This window comes from Methanofollis formosanus (assembly GCF_019633745.1).
Taxonomy (GTDB): domain Archaea; phylum Halobacteriota; class Methanomicrobia; order Methanomicrobiales; family Methanofollaceae; genus Methanofollis; species Methanofollis formosanus.
Genome location: NZ_CP037968.1, coordinates 1,675,119 through 1,698,327 on the forward strand (window position 1 = coordinate 1,675,119; position 23,209 = coordinate 1,698,327).

The following is a 23,209-nucleotide window of genomic DNA, read 5'->3' on the forward strand; positions in this document are numbered from 1 at the left end:
TTCATCCCCATCTCGCACCCTCCGGACCCCCACGACGAAGATAGTCAGGGAGCGGCAATGAAGTGGCGGTCCCATCTGGTGTCCCCCTCTGAAGAGGGAACAAGGATCCACTCACCAGAGACCTCCAAGAATTTTCATCGCGTATGCTTGAGCCTGGAGTTCATACCCAATTCTACAGAGCCCAAAAATGAGAAGAAGGTGAAGGGGCTGTTCCCCCCATCTTCCACGGTCTGGATTCTCATTTTCGACGCCCTTCCCTGACTCACCGGATATGCAACCCTCCCGTCGCTTTTCTCTTCTACCGGGAGGACGCTGATCTCGCCCTCCACTTTAGAGGCGCCACCAGAGCCGACGACCGTGAAGGTCACGGTGTAGTTCCCGGTTTCATCGTACCGGTGAACCGGTGCGGGTTCAAGCGAGGACGTTCCGTCCCCGAAGTCCCAGGCCTGTGCTCTGACATCGCCTTCGGTGACGTCGGTGAACTGTATTGTCAGGGGAGCCTCGCCCGAGGTGACGTTCGTCTCGAAGGCGGCGTCTAAAAGTGCAGTTTCGTTGCTCTCACCCATCGAAGTTACTTCGATGAACCGGATCTCTATGGGAGTGTCGCCTGATGTGGTATTTGCACTCATGCTGGCCTTCACCATATTTGGATCGCCTTTCAAGAATGTTTTCGCGACCGTGTCGCTCCCTGCGCTATTCGTGACGGTGAGTTTCACCGTATAGTACCCGTAAGGCAGGTCGTAGTAACTGTGGGACGGGTTCGGATCGGTCGAGGTCTCGCCGTCGCCGAAGTCCCAGAAGTACGAACGCGGGAATGTACCGGTACAGTTGTTGGAGAACTGGGTACCGGGCAGATAATCCATCAGATACAATGCACTGAAATCGGCGGTGGGGAGCTCGGCTTCCCCTCTGGTGATCTCGAAGGCGTCGATACGCCCGCCACCACCAGGGAAGGTGAGCCTGAGCACATGCCGACCGGCAGGGAGATCGACCATCGTGTCGGCCGTCCTGAAACCTCCATAGATCTTTGGCATCCTCACCTCACCGACTTCAATGCCATCCACCGAGAGGAGAACAGGTTTTTCTTCGCTCACAGAATCGTGCCCCAGCATGAAGGCCGCACGATACCGGCCGGTCTCCGGGATATCGACGGTGTACTCCACCCAGTCCCCTGCACAGATGCCATAGATGAAGATGACGCCGTCACGCTCCAGAAGGTCGACCCCCTCGTCTCTGTACGCCCGGCCCCAGTTCTCGCCGGGAGAACTGTCATGGTAGGCGACGTCCGCACCGCCAAGGTCGAAGTCCTCGGCCTCGATGCGGCAGGGGACGTTGTGGTTTGTGTACGGCTCCTGAACAGGGTCGGGTGAGACGACGACGATCTCCTTGCTGATGGAGGAGGAGAATAACGAATGGCTGGTGACCGTGAGCGTCACGGTGTGGACACCGGCGTCGGTGAAGATATGAGTCGGGTTCTCCTCATCTGAACTCCCGCCGTCACCGAAGTCCCAGGCGTACGAGAACGGCCCCGTGCCGGTGGTCTGACCGGTGAACCCGACTGTGAGCGGCAGATCGCCGGAAGTCACATTCATCTCGAATTCAGCGTACGGAGCCTTCACATCCCCCTTCAATACCGTGATCGCATCGATGAACATCTCGCCTTCATCAAATGAGAGATCCAGAACCTGTTCGCCGGGAGAATCGATCCGGAACTGGTCCGAGAAGGTCTGGAAGATCATACCATCTGATCTTCGATACACAGAGACGCTCGCATCCTCCGAACCAGGAGAATGGAGGGTGCACCTTGCCCCGTGATCGAGAGCATGGGCGTGGAAGACCGCCGTATAGACCCCCGCCTCAGGGACATCGACGATGTACCTCACCCACTCGCCGGGCTCGGTGTGGCCGATGGCGGTGGCACCATCGATCTCGACGAGATCCACATCGTCGGAGCGATAGGTCGAGTTGCCCTGATTCCCTTCGTTTTTATCGTGGTACGCAACCTCTTCACCACCCCAATCATAGTCTTCGGCCTCGATACGGCATGGAAGAGCATGGGTACGATAGGGTTTCTGATCAGGTTCGACGACGGTGATGACGGTGCAGGCCTTCGAGGCACTCCCGTCACTGCCGTCGACCGTGAGCCAGACATCGTACACCCCGGACGTGCCGAAGAGATGGAATGGGTGCTGTTCATCAGATGCCCCTCCATCCCCAAAGTCCCATGACCAGCCGTTCGCGTTGAGCGAGGTGTCGGCGAACTGCACCGCAAGCGGAGACTCGCCGGAGGTGACGTTCGCCGAGAAATCGGCCACCGGCGCTGCTGTCCCACCCTTCGTGAAAATGACAGCGTCGGCGTTCACCCACCCCTGCAGGAAGGTGAGCCTGAGCACATGCGTCCCGGCCGGAAGGTCGACCGTGGTCTCGACTGTCTCATAATTACCCCACCCGCCGGTGTTCGGTGCGGTCACCTGCCCGACCCCGGTGCCGTCCACCGAGAGAACGCACTCCCTGCCGGTCTGGGGAGTGGCGAGGAGGAGGGCGGCGGTGTACCTCCCGGCCTCCTCGACCTCGACGGTGTACTCGAGCCACTCACCGGGGTACGCGTACGAGGTGGTGACCGCACCGTTCCAGCTTTCAAGGTCGACGTCGTCGGAGCGGTAGTCGGAGTTCCCCTGGTTGCCGGTCTCGGTGTCGTGGTATGCGACGCCCTCCCCACCGAGGTCATAGTCCTCGGCCTCGACACGGCACGGGAGTGCATGGTTCTTGAAAGGCATCTGCCCTCCCTCGCCGGTGACGGTGATCTCATGGCTGGATGATCTCGATCCATATGGACTGTCGACGATCAGGACCACATGGTACGTCCCTGCCCTGTTAAACTCATGGAGCGGGTTCTCTTCATTTGAAGTCGTGCCATCGTCGAAATCCCAGGAGTACGAGAACGGCTGAGTTCCGGTAACCCTGCTCGTGAACTGCACTGCAAGGGGCGCCTCGCCTGACGTGACATTCGCCGATGTCTCTACAGATGGGAGTGACGGGTCTCCTACATACCAGGGAATATGTATGCTGTCGAGGTTCGCTCCGCCCTGCGGGAACGTGACCCGCAACACATGTTTGCCCTCCGGGAGATCGACAAAGACCTCGACCGGTTCGAAGGTACTCCAGTCCCCGGTGTTCAGGGCGGTCACGCGTCCTACCTCGGTGTCGTCCACCGAGAGGACGCATTCCTTGCCGCTCTGGGGTGTAGCCACTTCGAGGGTTATCTTGTAGTTTTTGGATTTCTCGATGTCAAGCGTATATTCGACCCACTCTCCAGGTTCGGTGTGCGAGATGGCCGTGACCTTGCCCCAGATCGTGAGGTCCACACCTTCTTCTCTGTATGCACCACCCTGATTCACCTCAGGGTCGGCGTCATGGTAGGCGACACCCTCGCCGCCGAGGTCATAGTCCTCGGCCTCGATATGGGAGAGGGAGGACCGGGCCTTGAAGGGCGCCTGCCCCTCCGGCGTGGTGACCGTGATCACCTGGCTGGTTGAATTTTTATACCCATAGTTGCCTTCGGCTTCAAACGTCACCGTGTAGATCCCATCCTCGGTGAAGAGATGTTCCATCTCATTCTGGTCCTCGACCTCCGGGCTTCCATCGCCGAAATCCCAGGAGGTACTGACGGTACCTTCCGGGGGAACCCCGGTGAACCTGACCGCCAGCGGGGCCTTGCCCGAGGTGACGTTGGCCTCGAAACTGATTGCACCGAGATCGCGGTCATCGTAGAGATATATTTCATGGAGATTTTTTGTTACCTCAGAACTACCGGCACTGTTCGTGACGGTGAGCGAAATCTTCGGTCTTGAATAATAGTCAAACCTATGGCTCGGGTTTTCCTCGGTCGATGTCGATCCGTCGTCGAATTCCCAGAAGTACGTCATGGGATGGGTGCCGGTGGATGTACTCACCAGACGGTATGGGGCTATCCCGGGAGTGTGCCTAAACTCATAAAGCCGTTTCATTTCAAAGTCCGCGACCGGCGGTTCCACCGCGGCCCCTCTGGTAAAAGTGACGGCATCGAGATTCACTCCTCCCTCAGGGAAGGCGAACCTGAGGACATGCCGACCTTCAGGGAGAGTGACCACCGCATCGACGCTCCTGAAGGTCTCTCCAGCGCCTGTCAGCATGGCAGGCACCTTCACCACCTCTGCGCCGTCTACCGAGAGGAGGCAGTGTTTTACGAGACCATATTCTTCCGGATTGTCAGGGGCCATGTGGAAGGTCACCATATACTCGCTGGCTTCAGTGATGTTCACGGTGTACTCCACCCACTCAAGCGGGGCGGTATCCACGATCGCAAGAGTTCCGTCTATCTCACCAAGGTCCACATCGTCGGAGCGGTATTCTGAGTTGCCCTGGTTTCCGGGTTCGACATCATAATATGCGATGTACTCATCACCCAGGTCATAGTCCTCGGCCTCGATGCGGCATGGAAGAGTATGGTTCTTGAACGGATACCGGACCTGACCCGAGGGGGTGACGGTGATCTCCTTGAGGGCGATTTCATCAAACATACCACATTTTGCCTCAAGTTTCACTACGTAGACCCCCGGGTTCTCAAAGACATGGACCGGATGCTGCTCGGTCGAAGTCCCGCCGTCTCCGAAGTACCACCGCCAGGCTGTTGCATGGGGAGAGTGATCGGTGAACTGTACCGCAAGCGGTGCCTCGCCAGAGGTGATATTACGCGTGAAATTCGCGATAGTCCTGGGATTGCCGACACGGACACAATTTTCGCGGATGATGGTGTTCTCACCGGCCGCGTTCTGGACGGTGAGTCTCACCGAGTAGTGCCCCTCGTCGACATACCTATGCCGTGGGTTTTCTTCGTCGGAAGTGCTCCCATCGCCGAAGTCCCAGGTATGGGTGAGCGGCGGCGTGCCGGTGGAATGGCTCATGAAGCAGACGGTATGCGGTACATGGCCTGAGATGAATGTTGCCGAGAAGTTCGCGACCGGCGCCTCCAGATCCTCCTTCGTGAAGGTGACGGCATCGGCATTCACCCAACCCTGCGGGAAGGTGAGTCGAAGCACATGCGTCCCGGCCGGCAGGTCGACCTCGGTCTCGACCGTCCTGTAGGTGCCCCACCCGCCGGTGTTCGGCGAGGTCACTCTCCTGACGGCGGTACCGTCCACCGAGAGGACGCACTCTTTGCCGGCCTGCGGCGTCGCGAGGCTGAAACCGGCCGTGTACCTTCCGGCCTCATCGATATCGACGGTGTACTCCAGCCACTCGCCCGGATAGGCGTACGAAGTGGCAACCGCACCATTCCAGCCTTCAAGGTCGACGTCGTCGCTACGGTAGTCCGAATTGCCCTGGTTGCCGACCTCGGTGTCGTGATACGCCACCCCTTCGCCGCCAAGGTCATAGTCTTCGGCCTCGATGCGGCCCGGGAGAGTGTGGTCCTTGAAGGGCGTCTGAACGCCCTCGCCGGTGACGATGATCTCGTCCTCCGCAGAATCGGTGCCCCCCGGACCGGTGACCGTCAGGGTGACGGTGTAGGTGCCGGCGTCCTCGTAGACATGCACCGGATGATCTTCATCTGAGGTCTCACCATCACCGAATGTCCAGGCATACTCGGTCGCGTGGAGCGAGGTGTCGGTGAACTGCACAGAAAGCGGTGCTTCGCCGGAGGTGGGGTCCGCGGTGAAACTCGCGACCGGTTGCTGGTACCCGACCACGATCAGGTCTTCACGCACGAGCATATCCTCGCCAGCCCCGTTGCTGACCGTGAGTGTCACCGAATACGTACCCTCCCCGGCATAGAGATGCGTCGGATTCGGATCGGTTGAAGTCCCACCGTCACCGAACTCCCAGGAGTACGTGAGCGGCGGGGTGCCGGTGCACTGGCTCGTGAACTGCACCGCAAGCGACGGTTCCCCTGAAGTGACGTTCGCCGAGAAGTCCGCGACCGGTGCCGCCGGACCCTCCTTCGTGAAGGTGACGGCGTCGGTGTTCACCCAACCCTGCGGGAAGATGAGGCGGAGCACATGCACCCCGGCCGGGAGATCGACCTCGGTCTCGACCATCCGGTAGATGCCCCAGCCGCCGGTATTCGGCGAGGTCACGCGTCCGATTTCGGTGCCGTCCACCGAGAGGACACACTCCTTCCCGACCTGCGGCGTCGCAAGACTGAAGCCGGCCGTGTATCTCCCGGCTTCTTCAATGTCGACGGTGTACTCCAGCCACTCACCCGGATAGGCGTACGAGGTGGTGACCGCACCGTTCCAGCCTTCAAGGTCGACGTCGTCGGAGCGGTAGTCGGAGTTTCCCTGGTTGCCGACCTCGGTGTCGTGGTACGCGATCCCCTCGCCGCCGAGGTCGTAGTCCTCGGCCTCGATGCGGCCGGGGAGTGCGTGGTTTTTGAAGGGCGTCTGCCCGCCCGCACCGGTGACGATGATCTCGTCCTCCGCAGAGGCGGTGCCGCCCGCACCGGTGACCGTCAGGGTGACCGTGTAGGTGCCCGGGCTCTCGTAGACATGCACCGGATTTACTTCAGTCGAAGTCTCACCATCGCCGAACGTCCAGGCACATTCGGTCGCGTGGAGCGAGGTGTCGGTGAACTGCACACTTAGAGGTGCCTCACCTGAGGAGGGGTCCGCGGTGAAACTCGCGACCGGTTGCTGGTACCCGACCGCGATGAGATCCTCGCGGACGAGTGTGTCCTCACCAGCCTCGTTGCTGACCGTGAGCGTCACCGGGTGCGTCCCCTCGATAGCATAGAGATGCACCGGATTCCCATCGGTTGAAGTCTCGCCGTCACCGAACTCCCAGGCGTAGATGAGCGGTGGAGTGCCGGTGCACTGGCTCGTGAACTGCACCGCCAGGGGGGGTTCCCCTGAGGTGACATTCGCCGAGAAGTCCGCGACCGGTGCCGCCGGACCCTCCTTCGTGAAGGTGACGGCATCGGTGTTCACCCAGCCCTGCGGGAAGGTGAGTCGAAGGATGTGTAAACCGGCCGGCAGATCGACCTCGGTCTCGACCGTCTCGTAGGCACCCCACCCGCCGGTGTTCGGCGAGGTCACGCGTCCGACCTCGGCGCCGTCCACCGAGAGGACGCACTCCTTCCCGGCCTGCGGCGTCGCGAGAACGAAAGCGGCCGCGTATGTGCCGGCATCAGGGATGTCGACGGTGTACTCGAGCCACTCGCCGGGATAGGCGTACGAAGTCGTGATCGCACCGTTCCATCCTTCAAGATCGACGTCGTCGGAGCGGTAGTCCGAGTTGCCCTGATTCCCGGCCTCGGTGTCGTGGTACGCGACCCCCTCACCACCGAGATCATAGTCCTCGGCCTCGATACGGCACGGGAGTGCATGGTTCTTGAAGGGCGTCTGGTCGCCACCCGGTGCGAGGGCCGTGATCTCATGCTGCGCAGAGGCGGTGCCGCCAGGACCGGTGACCGTGAGCTTCACCGTGTAGATCCCGGGTTCGTCATAGGTGTGGGCCGGATCCTGCAGGGTCGACGTGCCGCCGTCGCCGAAGTTCCACTGCCAGGCGGTCGCATGACGGGAGGTGTCGGTGAACTGCACACTCAGAGGCGCCTCCCCGGAGGTGACGTCCGCCGTAAATCCGGCCTGGGGTGCGGGGTACCCGACCTCGATCAGATCCTCGCGGACGGCGGTGTCGCTCCCGGCACTGTTGGTCACCGTGAGCTGTACCGTGTAGGCACCCTCATCGGCATAGACATGCACGGGGTGTTCCGCAGTCGAAGTCCCGCCGTCCCCGAACTCCCAGGCATAGGTGAGCGGGCCGGAACCGGCTGCCTGACTGGTAAAGCGAACCGCCAGCGGTGGGGAACCTGAAGTGACGTTCGCCGAGAAGTCAGCCACCGGGGCCGCCGGACCGGCCTTTGTGATCTCAAAAGAATCCAGGTTCAGGCCGCCGCCCATCGTAACCCTGATCACATGGCGACCTTCGGAAAGGGCAAACCCGGCAGGCACGTGCGCGGTGGAGAAGCCCGACCATCCGTTCTGCGGCGCCAGCACTGTCGCCATATACTTGCCGTCCAGGCTGAAATCCAGGCTCTGATATTTCAGGGCTGAGGTCAGCCTGAAAGAGATGAGATAGTTCCCGGCTTCGGCTACGTCCACCGTATACTCCAGCCACTCACCCTCTGCGGTGTAACCGACATTGACGACTCCAAGGTCGTCCCAGCTCTCGATGTCCACACCGTCATCTCTGAAGGCCCCCCCCTGGTTCCCAGAGGTGGCGTCATGGTAGGCGACGCCCTCACCGCCATAGTCGTACTCCTCGGCCTCCACCCGGCAGGGAACCGTTCGCTCTACATAGGGTTCGGACTGACCGCCGGTCACGATGACATATTCTTTCTTCACCTCGTCTGCAGTCCCGAAAGCATTGGTGACCTTAAAAGAGACCGTGTAGCGGCCCGGCGAGGTGTAGGTGTGGGTGGGATCTTTCACCGTTGCGTCGACGACCGCGTCACCGTCGAAGTCCCATGCATACTCAAAAGGGGGTGTCCCACCCGGGTTCCCGGTGAACCTGACCGTGAGCGGGGCCTTTCCATTCCGCTGATCCGCGGAAAAATCTGCCGATGGGATTGAAGGCCTTGGTAAGGATTGCGAGAGAGCCTCATACCACCGGTCGGCCATCTTCTCCTCCCCCTGGTGGTTCGGATGGAGGTGATCCCTGAGATCGGTGCCGACATTAAATCCGGAGTTCTGGTCGACAAGTATGACCCTGGACTGAGGTTTGTCCAGAGATGTTACCAGACCCGGGATCTCTGCATTGTATGCATCCACATATTGCTTGTAGAATGCAATCTTCATCGGAATGATCTCCGCGATGTAGACAGTGACCCTGGGGTTGTATTCCCTGAGAACGCCGACCACTGCCCTGAGATCCTCGATGGTCTCGTTAGCCACCGTCGCAGGGGGCTTGGGATAGCCCTGCTGAAGAAGGTCGTTCGTGCCCAGGTGAATGAGCACATGATCGGGTACCTCCCCCTTCGCCTTGAGAGCATCCAGCCAGACCGAGAGTTTCCCGTTCTGGGGTTCGTAATCGAGGTTCCCAAAGGCAATATGGTCTGCCCGCCACCCGGGCCGCCCCTCATTGTCCCTGTCAAAATCAAGCTGGAAATCCGGGGCCGTCCGGGTTCCGACAAAATTCACCTGGTAACCATTCTCATTCAACAGGTTCCAGAGGTGATACCGGTAACTCGGATAATTTACACCAGTCTGCTCGTCGATCGCCCCGGCCGTGACCGAATCTCCCAGGGGCAGGATCTTCGTCTCATCGGCTGCCGCCGAAACTGTCCCGACGACAGCAATACAGAATAGAACCAGCAATAGCAAAATAAATCGTCTCGTAACCGTCCCCCCCATATCTTGGAATGGGAGAGGGATATTCTAATTAATATATATATAGTTTTTCAAATATTCTTACCATTTAAAAGAATTAAATGAAATTTAATTGATCAATAGCCAGAATTAAATCTTAAAATTTCAATAAGGACACATAATGGGCACATAAATTGAATTTAAGAATTTTTAACAATAAATATATGATCCCGGATCGCCGCAATGAATATATAATGTGCCTCCCCCAAAGGGTGATCCTGACGGGGGAGACGAAGTGGAGAGAGATAAAGTAGCCATTCTGATCATCAACTGGAACGGCAAGGAAGACACGCTGGAATGTATCAGGTCACTGCAGAAGCAGGACTATCCGGCCTGCGAGATCGTCGTCGTCGACAACGGTTCGACCGACGGATCGGCCGACGCCTTCAGGGCCGTCGACCCCTCAGTGACACTCATCGAGAGCGAAAAAAACCTGGGATTCGCAGGCGGGATCAATATCGGAGTTGCCTATGCGATGGAGCACAGGATACCCTACACCCTCATCTACAACAACGACACCATCGCCGATCCCGGGATGGTCCGGAGCCTGGTTGAGGTCCTGGAATCGGACCCGAGCGCAGGAATCGTCACCGGCAAGGTCTATGACTACTATATCCCTGACCGACTCCTCGTGGTAGGCAAAAAAATCAACTTCTCCACCGGTCGGATGTTCAATGAAGGGTACTCAGAGATCGACCGGGGACAGCACGACGAGATACGCGAATACTCATATATCGACGGCGTATTCTGGCTTTCAAGGACCGAGGTCTTCAAAAAAATCGGGTACTTCGATACCGGTTATTTCTATCAGTTCGAGGAGGTGGACTTCTGCGCCAGGGCGAACCGGCATTATCGGATCCTCTATACCCCACATGCGAAGATCTGGCATAAGGGAGGGAAAAGTGTCGGCGGACGGAAGAGTCCGACAGAGGTCTACTACTTTGCCAGGAACAAGTTCATTTTCATGCGTCGTTATGCGACGCAACGACAGTTCCTGACTTTTCTCCTCCACCAGGCCCTGGTTGACAACCCCAGAGAACTTGGCGGGGCGATGATAAAAGGGCGGTTCAACACACTGATACCGCAAATCCGGGGAGTGAGGGATGGGATCCGCAAGGCAAAGGCGGAACCCCCGTTCAATCCCGGAAAATATGGGGGATGAAGTCCAACGGCAGGACGCCGGACCACACCCCATTCAAGAGCCGGATGCGCTGGCAAAGGAGAACTTGTCGAGGTTCAGAGAACCACCGAACGCCATTCTGACGGTGTGCTCACCGGCAGGGAGCGCGACGCTCTTCTTCACCGTCGTGAACGTGCCCCACGAACCGGTGTTCGGCGAGGTCACCGTTCCGACCTCTTTCCCGTCGACGAGCACCTTCATCGACTGCCCGCTCATGGCGGAGGCGACCCTGAACTCAGCATCGTATGTCCCTGCTCTGGGGACATCAACGGTGTACTGGACCCACTCGCCAGGGAAGGCATAGGCAATGGTGGTGATACCGTTCTTTTCCCAGTACTCGATGTCGACACCGCCCGTGCGGTACGCACCGCCTCTGTTCTCGGCGTCCCGGTCATGGTAGGCAACGCCTTCGCCACCTTCGTCATAGTCTTCGGCCTGAACCGTAAAGGAGACCGACTCCTGACCGGCGGTGACTGCAACCTTGTCGAGGTTGAGGGAGCCGTCGAAGACAAACCTGAGGGTGTGTTCACCGGCGGGGAGAGCAATGCTCTTCTTCACCGTCGTGAACTTCCCCCACGAACCAGTGTTCGGCGAAGTCACGGTCCCGGCCTCTTTCCCGTCGACGAGCACTTTCATCGACTGCCCGTTCATGGCAGAGGCGACGGTGAACGCAACATCGTACGTCCCGGCTTCGGCGACGTCGACGGTGTACTGGAGCCACTCACCAGGATACGCATAGGCAATGGTGGTGACACCGATCTTCTCCCAGTACTCGATATCGACGCCGTCCTTGCGGTATGCCCCGCCCTCGTTCACAGCGTCGGTGTCATGATAGGCGACGCCCTCGCCGCCTTCGTCATAATCTTCGGCTTCGAATGTCCCGGGAAGGGCAATCCCCACCTTTTCTCCAGGCTCCGAACCCGACGAATCAGATGCTGAAAGCACCATCTTGTCGAAATTCAAGGAGCCATCGAAGACAACTTTGATGGTATGTTTCCCGGCAGGAAGCTCAATGCTCTTCTCCACCGTCGTGAACGTGCCCCACGAACCGGTGTTCGGCGAGGTCACGGTCCCGACCTCTTTTCCGTCGACGAGCACTTTCATCGACTGCCCGTTCATAGCAGAGGCGACGGTGAACGCAATATCGTACGTCCCGGCCTCGGCGACATCAATGGTGTACTGAAGCCATTCGCCAGGGAATGCATATGCGATGGTGGTGACACCGCTGGCTTTCCAAAATTCAATATCGACGCCGTCCTGACGGTACTCCCCGCCTTCGTTCACAGCGTCGGTGTCATGATAGGCGACGCCCTCGCCGCCTTCGTCATAATCTTCGGCTTCAATGGTACCGGGGACCGCAGCCCCCTCTTCAGAGCCTGCACCATCGTCAGGGTTCGAACCGTCATCCGGGCCCGATCCTGAAGAAGTGTTCTCGGCAAAGGCAATCCTGTCCAGATTCATCGAACCATCGAAGGCAACTTTGAGTGTGTGGTTCCCCTCGGAGAGGTCGAAACTCTTCTTCACTGTCGTGAAGGCACCCCATGAACCGGTGTTCGGGGCTTCAACGGCGGCAACCTCCTCGCCATCGATGAGCACCTTCATCGACTGCCCGTTCATGGCGGAGGCGACGGTGAAATCAGCGTCGTACTTCCCTGCCTCGGCGACATTGACCGAGTACTGGAGCCACTCACCCGGATAGGCATAGGCGATGGTGGTCGCACCGGTCTTCTCCCAGTATTCAATATCGACGCCGTCCTTGCGGTACGCACCGCCTTCGTTCACGGCGTCGGTGTCATGATAGGCAACACCTTCCCCGCCCTGATCATAGTCCTCGGCCTCGACCGTGCCGGGGAGAGTGTGCCTCTCCACCGGCTCGGGGTTCGGGTCGGGGTTCGGGTCAGGAGTCGGGGTTGGGGTTGGGTCCACCGGATCGGTGGACTTCTTGATCTCCAGTCCTGATGTGTCCACACCTGAAGACGGCGAGACAATCTTGAACGGGTTCTCCGCATAGTTGCCGGTTGCCGTTCCTTCGATGACATCGTTCACACCATAGTGCGAATACAGGATGTTCTCAGGCCCGCCTTCGATAGTCAGATCGAAGTACGAGTTCTGGCACGGCAGGTCGCGACCAATCGCCGGGTAGTACTTCCCGAGCCGGATCATGGAACCGTCGACACCCTTCGCGTTGATGATCTTGAAGTTCTCGAACCTCACGTCATTGGTGTTCGAGGCATCGATGGCATACCCGCCTGCGTTCTCGCTCACACAGTTGGTGAAGACGTTCGGAGAGATGAAGCCGTTCCAGTGGATCAGGAAGTAGTCAGATGCTTCCGAGTCCTTGGAGTAGCAGTTCTCGAACTTCGCACCGTTCGACGACCAGATCATGAACCCATGGTGGTTCCCGATCGCCGTGCAGTCCTTCACGGTGACACCGTTGTTGAGGAAGAACCCTGCACCGAAGATGAGGTTCATGTCCCGCTGGGTGTCTGACTCAGGGAAACGTGCCTGTTTCCTGATACCGTTGTCCTTGCTTGTACAGTTCTCGAAGACGACGTTCTTCACTGCCGGGGCCGGTTCGATGTGGAAACCGGATTCCCAGTTGTCCTCTGCATAGCAGTCTTTGATCAGTGCGTTCTCAAGGTCGTTGTGCTCTGCGAGGATGAATCCCGCAGTCCATGGGTGCGAGTTGTCGTCGGCACCACACCGGATCGCCTTGCAGTTCTCGTACGTGATGTCTGAGACCTTCAGACCAGCGCTCGTTCCATCGATGTTAAACCCTGTCCAGGTCATATCGATGGCCGTGCAGTCCTTGAATGAGATGTCAGTGAGATCGTGCCCGGGGCACCAGACCGTGAAAGCACCGTTCATCCTCGTGTCACCGGTGACGGTCACACTCTGGATAGAGACGTGGCTGTACTGAATCCAGACAGCACCCTGGCCCGAGATGGTGAAACCCTCAAGGTGAGTGTTCTCGTTGGCAAATACGCCGTCCCAGGTACCGCGGATATCGATCCTGGTCTTGTCTTCGCCTGAACCCATGAGCGTTGTTCCAGCTGCCATCTTGGGGCTTCCGTCACATTTGTACGTTCCAGCGGCAAGGTGAACCGTGCCGCCTTTTCCGGCCGCGTTGAGCGCGTTCGTGATCTCGATCTGATCAGATTTTCCGTCACAGACATAGTCTGCCTGTGTCTTTGCATCCTGCGAACTGTCAGAAGCGGCCACATTGAGGGTGGCAGCACTGACCGCAGGCGCCAGACATATGAGCACTGACGCCAGGAGCAGGAGGCGCAACATTGATCTGTTCATGGAATGTTCCTCGTGTTCATCCCCCCGTCAAGATCAATTTTCACACAATGTACTTTTAAACATTGTGATCTAGAATTATTCAATCTCCAAAATTTTTTTGAGAATTTAATATCAAAGAGAGGAAATACGAAATAATTTCCACAAAATCAGAGGAGAAACATCCCTGAATAATTATCTGATGGGGAGATGATTCCAGACCAGATATCAGATTTAGATCTGGAATTCATTATTAAAATGCGTTTCCTAAAGCCAGGATAATATACAACAAAGGAACGACCATAAAACGATTCGAATATATTCAAAAAAACGGCGGTTATGACAGATCTGAGCATGAACGCCCTGATCATCACCGAGCGCGAGTACATAAAGACTTCGGAAAAAAAGAGAATATTATTTACAAACAATATTTGAAATTCAAGAGATCTCAATCGAATGATCAGACTCACGGAGATGAAAATTCCCAAATCCCAATATAAATAATCCAATACAAAAAATATATGGATATAGGGCACATTTTATCCGCATGAAATCATAATAATTCCTGAAAACAGATCACGTATAAAATCAAATATTTTTCCGAATATTGGTATTCCAGACCGGTCTTCCCCGACATATTCATCACCTCCACTGGCTATCGAGATATTCGAGACCACAACTTCACCCTGCGCCTCATTCCTGATCCCTGTAGAGACCGAATCGCCGAAGATCACCGTGTCCAGCACACTCACCGTACCGGCGTCCGTGAGAGTTTCGCTGACGCAGACTCCTGCTCCCGGACCCCCCATGGTGATTCGCATTCCTTCGATGGTGACCCCTCTTGTTGTTTTCCCGCCCACCGCTCGCTGACCGTCACTTGCGATCAGGAGAGGACAGGAGACGGCAGTCTCGATCTCCCCGGAGAGCGTGAGGTCACGCCCGAGATAGACATAGACAATATTCGGCGAACCCCCACCCTCGATATTAAGATCAAAGAACGAAGCTTCGCAGGGGTAGTCTCGATCAAGAGAAGGTTCATAGCCACCGATCTGGATACAGGAGTGGCCATCTCCAGCCGGAGAGAATGCCGTGAAATTCTCAAATCTGAGGTTCGCAGCATTTCGGATAGAAAGGGCGTGTCGGCCGGCCTCAGTGCTCAAACAATCGACAAACGAGTTGCCGGCGGTATACCCACTATGATGGACGATGGCATAATCGTCTTTATATGATCGCACCGCAGAACAATCCTCAAAATGTGCTCCGTCCGTCGACCAGAGGAAATAGCCGCGGTAATTCTCCTCGGCGATGCACCTCTTCACAGTGGCCGCATTGTTTATGGTAAACCCGGCACCGAACGTAAGCCCCTTCAACTCAGGAGAGGCCGATTCTGGATAAGAACAATTTTTTCTGAGCCCATTCTTCACCGCCGTACAGTTCTCCAGGACCACATTTTTCACCGAGACCGCAGGTTCGATATGAAAACCTGATTCCCAGTTATCTTCAGCGTAGCAGTCCTTCACGATAGTATCTTCAAGATCATTGTGTTCGGCAAGAATGAACCCCGCAGACCAGGGGTGGGAGTTATCATCGGCACCGCACCGTACCGCCTGACACCGTTCGTACCGTAGACCTCTGACCAGAATCGAGTCTCCCCTCCCATCGACATTGAAACCCGTCCAGCTGAGATCAATGGCAGTGCAGTCTTCAAAGACCACATCCTCGATGATCCGCCCCTCTGCCCAGACCGTAAACCCCCCATTCATTCTGGGATCCCCGGTCACCGTCACCCATTGAACGGTGACATGACTTCCCCGAACCCAGACCGCACCATTTCCGGAGATTGTCAGGTGACGTAGATTGGTGTGATCTTTTGCGACAACCCCGATCCACCCACCCACGAACTCCAGAGTCGTCGTCTCCTTATCTGAACCCTCCAGACAAAACCCCTCTCTAAGGGTGATCGAATCATCACAATGGTATATCCCGGGTCTGAGAAGCACCTTCTCACCTCCTCCCGCCCTATCCAGAGCCTCCTGGATCTCGACCTGATCAGAGACGCCATCACAGAGATAATCTGCCCCCTGACTCTCCGAAGATCCTACAGCAGCGACCGTAATAACTCCTGCAGACGCTGGTACTCCAGAAATGATCGGGAGGATCAAAACAACAAAGAGCCACGACCCGGTTAACCGGCCCATGCCCCCAAGAAGGATGTCGCGAGATATAAATTCTCTTACTCCCGATGCGCAAAACCTATATATCACCATAAGCGGATAAGGGCTTACGATGTCCCCTGAAGGTCTTTCGACCACCCTGCTCGCCGACCTGAACAGGTACTACTCCCACCACGGCAGAGACATCGTCACCGAAGGGAGAATCGCCATCATCAGAGCGATGACTTTCCACCTTATATTTTCCAGAGGGTTCAGGGCAATCTTCTGTTACCGTCTGCGTAACCACGCAGAGAAAAAGAAAATCCCTCTTCTCGGCGGCCTGGTCGGCCTCGTCGATATGCTATTTAACAGTATCGAGATCCATCCTCAGGCCAAGATCGGATCCGGCCTCTTCATCCCGCACCCCCAGTGCATCGTCATCGGGGCCAGGACAGTCCTTGGTTCCAATATCACCATAAACCAGGGAGTCACGATAGGGGCGTCCCCCGGGAAAGAGATAGACGGACAGACCGAACCGGTGGTTGAGGACAACGTCCTCCTCGGGGCGGGTGCGAAAATCATCGGCCCGGTCACCATCGGGAAAAATGCCATGATCGGTGCAAACGCCGTCGTGGTCAAAGATGTCCCCGCCTGGGCAGTCGCTGTCGGCGTGCCTGCAGGAGTCGTCAATAAGGTGGAGATCCCATACCACAAACTCCTCGAACTCACCTCACAGAGACAGATTACCTGAAGACTGCCGCGGTCCCCCCATCATAGATCTTCCCTCTCCCCACCACCATCGACTGCAGAGGGAGATGGATCGGAACCCTGACAACCTTCCTGTGTGCGGTCACTTTCACCGATTCGTTCCTGAGATTTTCAGATCCAAAAAAGAGGTACGAGCCCTCGGGCACATGGCCCCCTTCAGCAGACATCATCCAGGAATTCGTCGCAGCAAAACCTCGTACGACCAGCCAGGAAATATCGTCGCCGTACATATATCGGTCCTTGCGTTCGGCATCGCCTGCTGCGGAAACAAGCCAGGACGCACCCACAACTTCAGGTTCGGAAAAAACTGGATACTCTCCAAGTTCAGAGAGAGCCAACGATGTCGGCCCATCATTAGCGACTTCGAAAACAAAACCGGTATTGAAGAGGAAGAAAACTGCAAGAAAAAGAGCGATCAGAGCATGTCCCCATGACGTAGCAACCCCGGGCAAGATCTTTCTGAACGGCATTGCAAGAAGACCCGCGATCACCATAAACCCATACACCAGGAAAGGAGCGATGAAAATAAGCGAGATCTGGTAGAGCCTGGAAGTGTTCAGGGCACTCGAAAAATACGGGACAACTATTCCCGCCACGCAGAGGCCCAGGAACATGATGGAGAGAGCGAAGTAGTCCTTTGAGAAGCGGGACTTCAGCACGGCAAAGAGCGGCACCGAGATGATTCCAAGGACGATCAGTCCCTGAGAGACGAATTGAAGGATCTTGTAGAGTTCATGGAGGGGCGTCTCCGTGGGAGAGAGAATAATATGCAGCCCCTGCGACGCATCAGAACTGAAAAGTTCTTCATGGAGACTGCTCAGGACACTCTCCACGATCTCGGCAGCGGACGTGAAAGCAGCGGCTTCACTGGCAAAAAGATACCAGATGAGGATAAATGCACAATATTGCAGAACAAATGAGACACTGATCAGTCGGAGAGTCTTCCCGGTCAGAACCGGTGAAAAATGAGGCCACCACCCCATCAACCGCCTCACCACCCTCCTGATGATGTCGCGCTCGGCAATCAGCAGGACAAGGACCGAAGGAACGAGGGCGGCAAGAAAGAGGTACGTAAGCCCATAGTGTGAACTCACCAGACCGAAGGCGAAGAGAGCCATCAAGAAGACACGGCGCGGACGGTCGAGTGCCTGGTCCAGGAACACCAGCACAATGAGAACAAGAAATAGTTCGGCGACCTGCTGGCGTGCCAGCTGGAGCATCTCGGTGAAGAAGACATAGAATGAGACAAAGAAGAACGTTCCAAAAAATGCGTTCAAAGGCGATGTCTGCTGCCGATACACCACATAAAGCCCGAGAGGAACTAAAGAGAATAAAAGTGGATAAATCAGTTTGAATACCCAGACCGGGGTGATCGCACAGATTCCCGAGTAGAGGGGGAGAAGGATCACGACCGAGAGCATGGCGTTGACATTGGAGTACAGGGTATGGTTCCAGACCCCGTTTTGAGCAACAAGGTTTCCGAAATAGAGTTCTTCATTGATATCCCACCCCCATACATGTCCCGAGATCAGCACGGTGTGGAGGAGGAGGGAGAGCCCGATGGAAAAAATAGCAAGAGGGTAGAGTTCCTCATCGAAGACCTTTCCCGATCCGATCAGAAGAGGAATACAGGCGATCACAAGCACAATTCCCATCAGAACAAGATTCGTTCCCCATACTTCCTTTGCATAGACCCCAAGCCCGGTAAGCAGAGGAAGGAGGATGAAGAAGAGATGGGACGGACCGATCGTGAAAGATGTTCCGACAGAAGGTATCTCCTCTCTCCGTCGGCCAACGACGACCAGTAGAGCCAGAAGAATGATCAGAACCACACTCACCCAGAAATAGAGAGATACGCCTGAGAGCGGGGTGCTGACACCGAAGACGGGAAGAACCATATTCATGGCAAACCCGATGATCATCCAGAGGATCAGGCTCAAGCCAACGGTGTACACCAGGGCCCTGACGCCGCCGACATCGTTTATTCCCATCACATGGAAGAGACACAGTCCCGGAACGATCGTGAGGAGGAAGAACCCGGCGATCTGTCTGAGAAGAGGAATACCCGCACCTGTCCAATCAAGAGCAACCGAACCCCAGAAGAGGAGGAGCATGGAAAAAGAGACTATAATATACTGTCGCCATGATCTGCGATTCACATCAAGATTCAACACTTACGTTCTTCCTCCTGATTGTGCTGCGGTATACCTCCCGCGTCCGCTCGGCAACGACCTCCCATGAGAGTTCTGCCCGCATCTTCCGGTATCCGGCCTCGCCCATTTCAGTGCATCGTTTCGGATCGATAAGAAGGCCACTCAGCGCCTCTTCGAGTGCTTCAACGTCCCGGGCCCTTACGACACGGCCGGTTTCTCCATCATCCACAACCTCAGGGATACTCCCGACTGCGGTCACGACCACCGGTTTCCTGAAGGCATACGCTATCGGGACGATGCCGGTCTGGGTACCCTCGATGTAGGGGAGGACCACTACCGATGCTCGCATGAAGAACCCCGCGACTTCATCGTCTTTAATGTATCGGTTATGCACCTCACACCAGGCCGGGTCTATGGCCTTTTGATATGGCGAAAGATCTCCACTTCCGGCGATGACCAGCCTGGCATCGGGTACTCTCCGTACAACACCGGACATCGCATCAAGAAGATAGGATAAGCCTTTATAGTCCTCGATCCTCCCGAAAAATAGGACGGTCCCTGTTTCTTCGGCACATCTGGCGTTCTCCCCACAGTCACCGAAGAAGGCATAATCCCCATGCGGGACCACATGACACTTCTCTCCGGCACCGAGAACCTCTTTCGCCCACTGTCCATGGACGATGACGGCATCAGAGCGGTTGATATACGCCCCGTTGCTGATCACCTGATCGAATGCCCTGCTCCCCGTGTGGGGCCTGACATCATGGATGGTGGTCACCATCGGGTATTTCCGCAGAAATGGAAAAAAAAGAAGAAACCAGGGGGGAGTGAGTTGGAAATGGATCACTTCGGGCCTTTCCCGCTGTAGGGCCGCAAGAAAACGAACTGCTCTGGGGAAGAGAGCGGTGTTCACAATGAAATTTCGGAGCGTATTTCCGACCGGCAGTTCCTCCACCCTCACCTTCGTCGAGAAGTTCTGCCGCTCGATACCGATCGGAGCGAAGAGCACCGTTTCATCCTCATCAGCAAGGGCGTTTGCGAGCTGCGAGACATAGTGAACGATTCCCCCGGAGACATTGTCGGTGACCATCAGCACCTTCATGTCCGGACCACCTCCTCGAAGGCTCTGATATACTGATCCGCTATACCCGACCATTTGAGATTTTCAAGGGCATAACGACGCGCATTGGTTGCATGGGCGGCGACGCCATTCTCCATATACGCCGCCACGGACCGGGCGGCAACAGCGGGTTGTGACAGATCGATGACCAGACCGGCATCCGCCTCCTTCACCAGACCCAGTGTGGGGATGTCAGAGACGATACAGGGGAGACCTGATGAGAGGGCTTCAAGAAGAGTAAGCGGTTGCCCCTCATATTTCGAGGTCATCAGATAGAGATCTGCAATGGCATAGAGGGATGGGACATCTTCCCAGGGGATTCTGCCCGGAAAGATAGCATTTTTCACGCCTTTTTCTGCGGCATATTCCCGAGTTGCGTCGAGGAGAGCGCCATGACCTGCCGCCACCAGCGTGAGATCGTCGCGCAGGCGTTCAAGTTCCGAGAAGAGATCGACCATCCGGAAGGGATCCTTCTGCGGGATGAAACGTCCAACCGAGAGTACGACCTTCCGGCCATCAGGAACGCCTAACCGTTCCTTTAAGTCTCCAGGATCAGATGAAGGGGAAAAACGCTCGGTATCGACACCATTTGGGATGTACCTGACCCTCTGATCGTCTATGCCCATCCCAGTGATCTCGTTGCAGACGCCACGACTCACTCCAGTAAAGAGAGAACCGCCCGGGAACGCCTGCAGACACCGGCGTTCACAGAGAGAAGAAAACCTCTTATAGGCCTTGATGTGACGGGCAGTGCCGTCGAGCCAGTGGGTGTATTCTCCATATGATGTGGAGTGTAGCGTCGCAACCGATCGCTTGAACGGCACCCTGCCGGGAAACATCGGTTGATGCATCCAGATCGCATCATAATCATCTTCCCTGAGCCTTCGGGTAACGGTATACCAGTAATGGAAGAGGCCACCGATCCCGGTCCGCATGATGAGGGGGCGGTTCCCCAGCCTTATGTCTGGACCAGTTGGCGAGGCCACTGTACATGTAATCCCGCGGTTCTCAAGTTTTTTCACCACATTGTAGGTGACATTGGCAATCCCTGTTCCATACGGATAATATTCAAAACTGCAGATCAACAGATTCATGATCTCGCTCCTTCAACCCTCTTTCTCAGGAGAACGGGCACTACAGGGGGCGATACCGTCCTGTGTGAGTGCTCCCCTGTCCAGAACCGATCTGACCAGGCTCTCGATCTCATAGTACCACCGCCCCCTGATAACGTCCCAGGAAAACCGTTCGTCAACCGATTTTTGTGCCGATGCACCGATTTTTTTGGCGAAGTCCGGGTGCTCGATGAGATACGTGATCCGATTTACCAGCGCGTCCCGATCTCCCGGACGAACAAGAAATCCATTCATGCCGTCGGTGATGATCTCGCGCGTCCCACCGACGTCAGTCGCCACAACGGCACATCCCGCCGCACAGGCCTCGATCACCGAGGTGGGCAGGCCCTCCGAGTACGAGGGGTTGACAAAGACAGTGGTCGACGTGAGGATATCGGGGATCTCATCGTGTGAGATGGTGCCGAGGAATGAAACGCCTTTCATCCCCGATGCGATCTCCTCAAGATCGAACCTGTACGGGCCATCGCCTACGATTTTCAAGGTCACCCCTTCAGGGAGGGAGGGATAGATCGAAAGAAGATCCTGTACCCCCTTCCCGTAAACCAGTCTCCCGATGAAGGTGATATCAACCGAAGGATGGTGACCGTTGCCTCCGGCCTGTGCGGCCCTGAATGGTGCAAGGTCGATCCCGTTGTGGAGTACCCGCGGGTTTTCAGCGCCGAGGTGGCGGAGGAATTCGGCAGCTGCAGCCGATACACCAAACGTAGCTGCAGCATCCCTGATGATCATGGAGCCAATGGTGTGGTCATAGAGTTCGGCGAGTGCCAGGGCGACCCTTCCCTCAAGGTAGGGATGGGATGAACCGTGCTCGAGGTGAACGAGCGGGATCTTCTTGACCTTTGCCACCAACCACCCCAGCAGGGTGATCGAAAAAAACCTGGTATTCGTGCAGACTGCATGATAGTTCCCCCTCAGGATCCTGATGAAGAGGCGGAGTGTGGCAGGGGAGGGGAGAGGGACCGGGTAGCGTGCCCCGAGCAGGTTCAGAGAAGGGAAACGCAGAACATGAACTTCACCGTATTTTTCAGTCTGAGGTGCATCGTCGGTATTGCAGGTGACCACATCCACCTGATAGCCCACCCTGACGAGATTCTGAGATAACTCATAGGTCACCTTCTCAAGTCCCCCTATCCGGGGTGGAAAACCGCCGGTAAAGATGACGATATGATCTTTTTCGATACCTTCCGGTGCCGGATCTCTTGGTATAGGTCCCTGAATAGCCGTCCCCCCGTGTAAAGCCACTCTGACGTAACCAGTACTGCTGGTTCATAGAGGATATTTTATATAAAGTTTCCTCTCCATCTCAGGAGACCTATGTCCTAATATCCACAATAATACCACATTCGAGAGAATTAGCAATACATTATCCGGGGGGTCATCCCACACGTATCCAGACATAAAAATCCTCTGGATCGCGGTGCATCTTTCCAGGGATTTGGGACGCATTTCTTCTGCCGGACGGGTATGACCCGAATATCAAAACCTGTAGAATCGGGCATGAACCTCTGGCTCACGCATACGCGATGAAAATTTCTTATCACCGATCCTCTGGGGTGTGGACGGATCTTTGATCCTTCTCATCACTCCATGACAAGCGGTGTGAACATTCCATCTTCGCCGCCCCTGGCTTATCTTCGTCGTGGGGGGCCCGGGGGGTCTCCCCCCGGCGAGAGAAAGCAAGGAAACACTCTTTATCTCTCTGTGGGCGGCATATCGGATCATAACGCCTTCCTTCATGAATCACGCCGGAGGAGCTGCCCCCGGAACCCCAGGGATTACGCTTGAAGCGGGAAGGCAGAAGAATGGCCGAGAAGAGTCTCGATCCAGATGATGGATCAAACTCTGGATACTTTTGGGATATGCTCATAGTATTTCACTTATGAAGTGAAAGCACGCTTCAAGCATACCGAACATAAATCTCATATCACAACTCTGTAATATCGGACACGAACCACCCGCTCAAAGATACGCGATGAAAATTTCTCGTCGCGTGCTCTCTCTTTCTCAAGACAAAAGGAT

At 56.2% G+C, this 23,209-nt stretch carries 9 protein-coding genes; 2 read left to right on the plus strand and 7 right to left on the minus strand.

Going from position 1 to position 23,209, the window contains the following annotated elements; translation table 11 throughout:
• Positions 1-134 precede the first annotated feature (134 nt).
• Positions 135-9,356 (minus strand): PKD domain-containing protein, encoded by a 9,222-nt coding sequence (locus tag E2N92_RS13570; RefSeq protein WP_246589144.1) that lies wholly within the window; start codon positions 9,354-9,356, stop codon positions 135-137.
• Between the two features lie 280 nt (positions 9,357-9,636).
• On the opposite strand from E2N92_RS13570, the gene E2N92_RS07665 reads away from it, so the two are divergent.
• Positions 9,637-10,563, plus strand: coding sequence for a glycosyltransferase family 2 protein (locus E2N92_RS07665; protein ID WP_220680606.1), 927 nt, complete (start codon positions 9,637-9,639; stop codon positions 10,561-10,563).
• A 33-nt stretch (positions 10,564-10,596) separates the two neighbouring features.
• Here E2N92_RS07665 and E2N92_RS07670 read toward each other — a convergent pair whose 3' ends face one another.
• Complete coding sequence (locus E2N92_RS07670) at positions 10,597-13,887, minus strand: carbohydrate-binding protein (RefSeq protein ID WP_220680607.1); 3,291 nt, start codon at positions 13,885-13,887, stop codon at positions 10,597-10,599.
• A 515-nt stretch (positions 13,888-14,402) separates the two neighbouring features.
• The gene (locus E2N92_RS07675) at positions 14,403-16,061 is read right to left on the minus strand and encodes a right-handed parallel beta-helix repeat-containing protein (protein WP_220680608.1); all 1,659 of its coding nucleotides are present in this window, start codon (positions 16,059-16,061) and stop codon (positions 14,403-14,405) included.
• A gap of 88 nt (positions 16,062-16,149) precedes the next feature.
• On the opposite strand from E2N92_RS07675, the gene epsC reads away from it, so the two are divergent.
• Positions 16,150-16,767, plus strand: a complete 618-nt coding sequence (gene epsC / locus E2N92_RS07680; protein ID WP_220680609.1) for a serine O-acetyltransferase EpsC — start codon at positions 16,150-16,152, stop codon at positions 16,765-16,767.
• Here epsC and E2N92_RS07685 read toward each other — a convergent pair.
• The 4 genes from E2N92_RS07685 to E2N92_RS07700 are packed head-to-tail and all read right to left on the minus strand — an operon-like array spanning position 16,760 to position 22,432.
• The gene (locus tag E2N92_RS07685; RefSeq protein WP_220680610.1) at positions 16,760-18,898 is read right to left on the minus strand and encodes a DUF2206 domain-containing protein; all 2,139 of its coding nucleotides are present in this window, start codon (positions 18,896-18,898) and stop codon (positions 16,760-16,762) included. The genes epsC and E2N92_RS07685 overlap by 8 nt on opposite strands.
• Before the next feature lie 46 nt (positions 18,899-18,944).
• Positions 18,945-20,039 (minus strand): glycosyltransferase family 4 protein, encoded by a 1,095-nt coding sequence (locus E2N92_RS07690; RefSeq protein WP_220680611.1) that lies wholly within the window; start codon positions 20,037-20,039, stop codon positions 18,945-18,947.
• The gene (locus E2N92_RS07695; RefSeq protein WP_220680612.1) at positions 20,036-21,151 is read right to left on the minus strand and encodes a glycosyltransferase family 4 protein; all 1,116 of its coding nucleotides are present in this window, start codon (positions 21,149-21,151) and stop codon (positions 20,036-20,038) included. Before E2N92_RS07695 ends, E2N92_RS07690 begins: the two co-directional genes overlap by 4 nt.
• A 12-nt stretch (positions 21,152-21,163) precedes the next feature.
• Positions 21,164-22,432 (minus strand): glycosyltransferase family 4 protein, encoded by a 1,269-nt coding sequence (locus E2N92_RS07700; protein WP_281425766.1) that lies wholly within the window; start codon positions 22,430-22,432, stop codon positions 21,164-21,166.
• Positions 22,433-23,209: the final 777 nt, after the last annotated feature.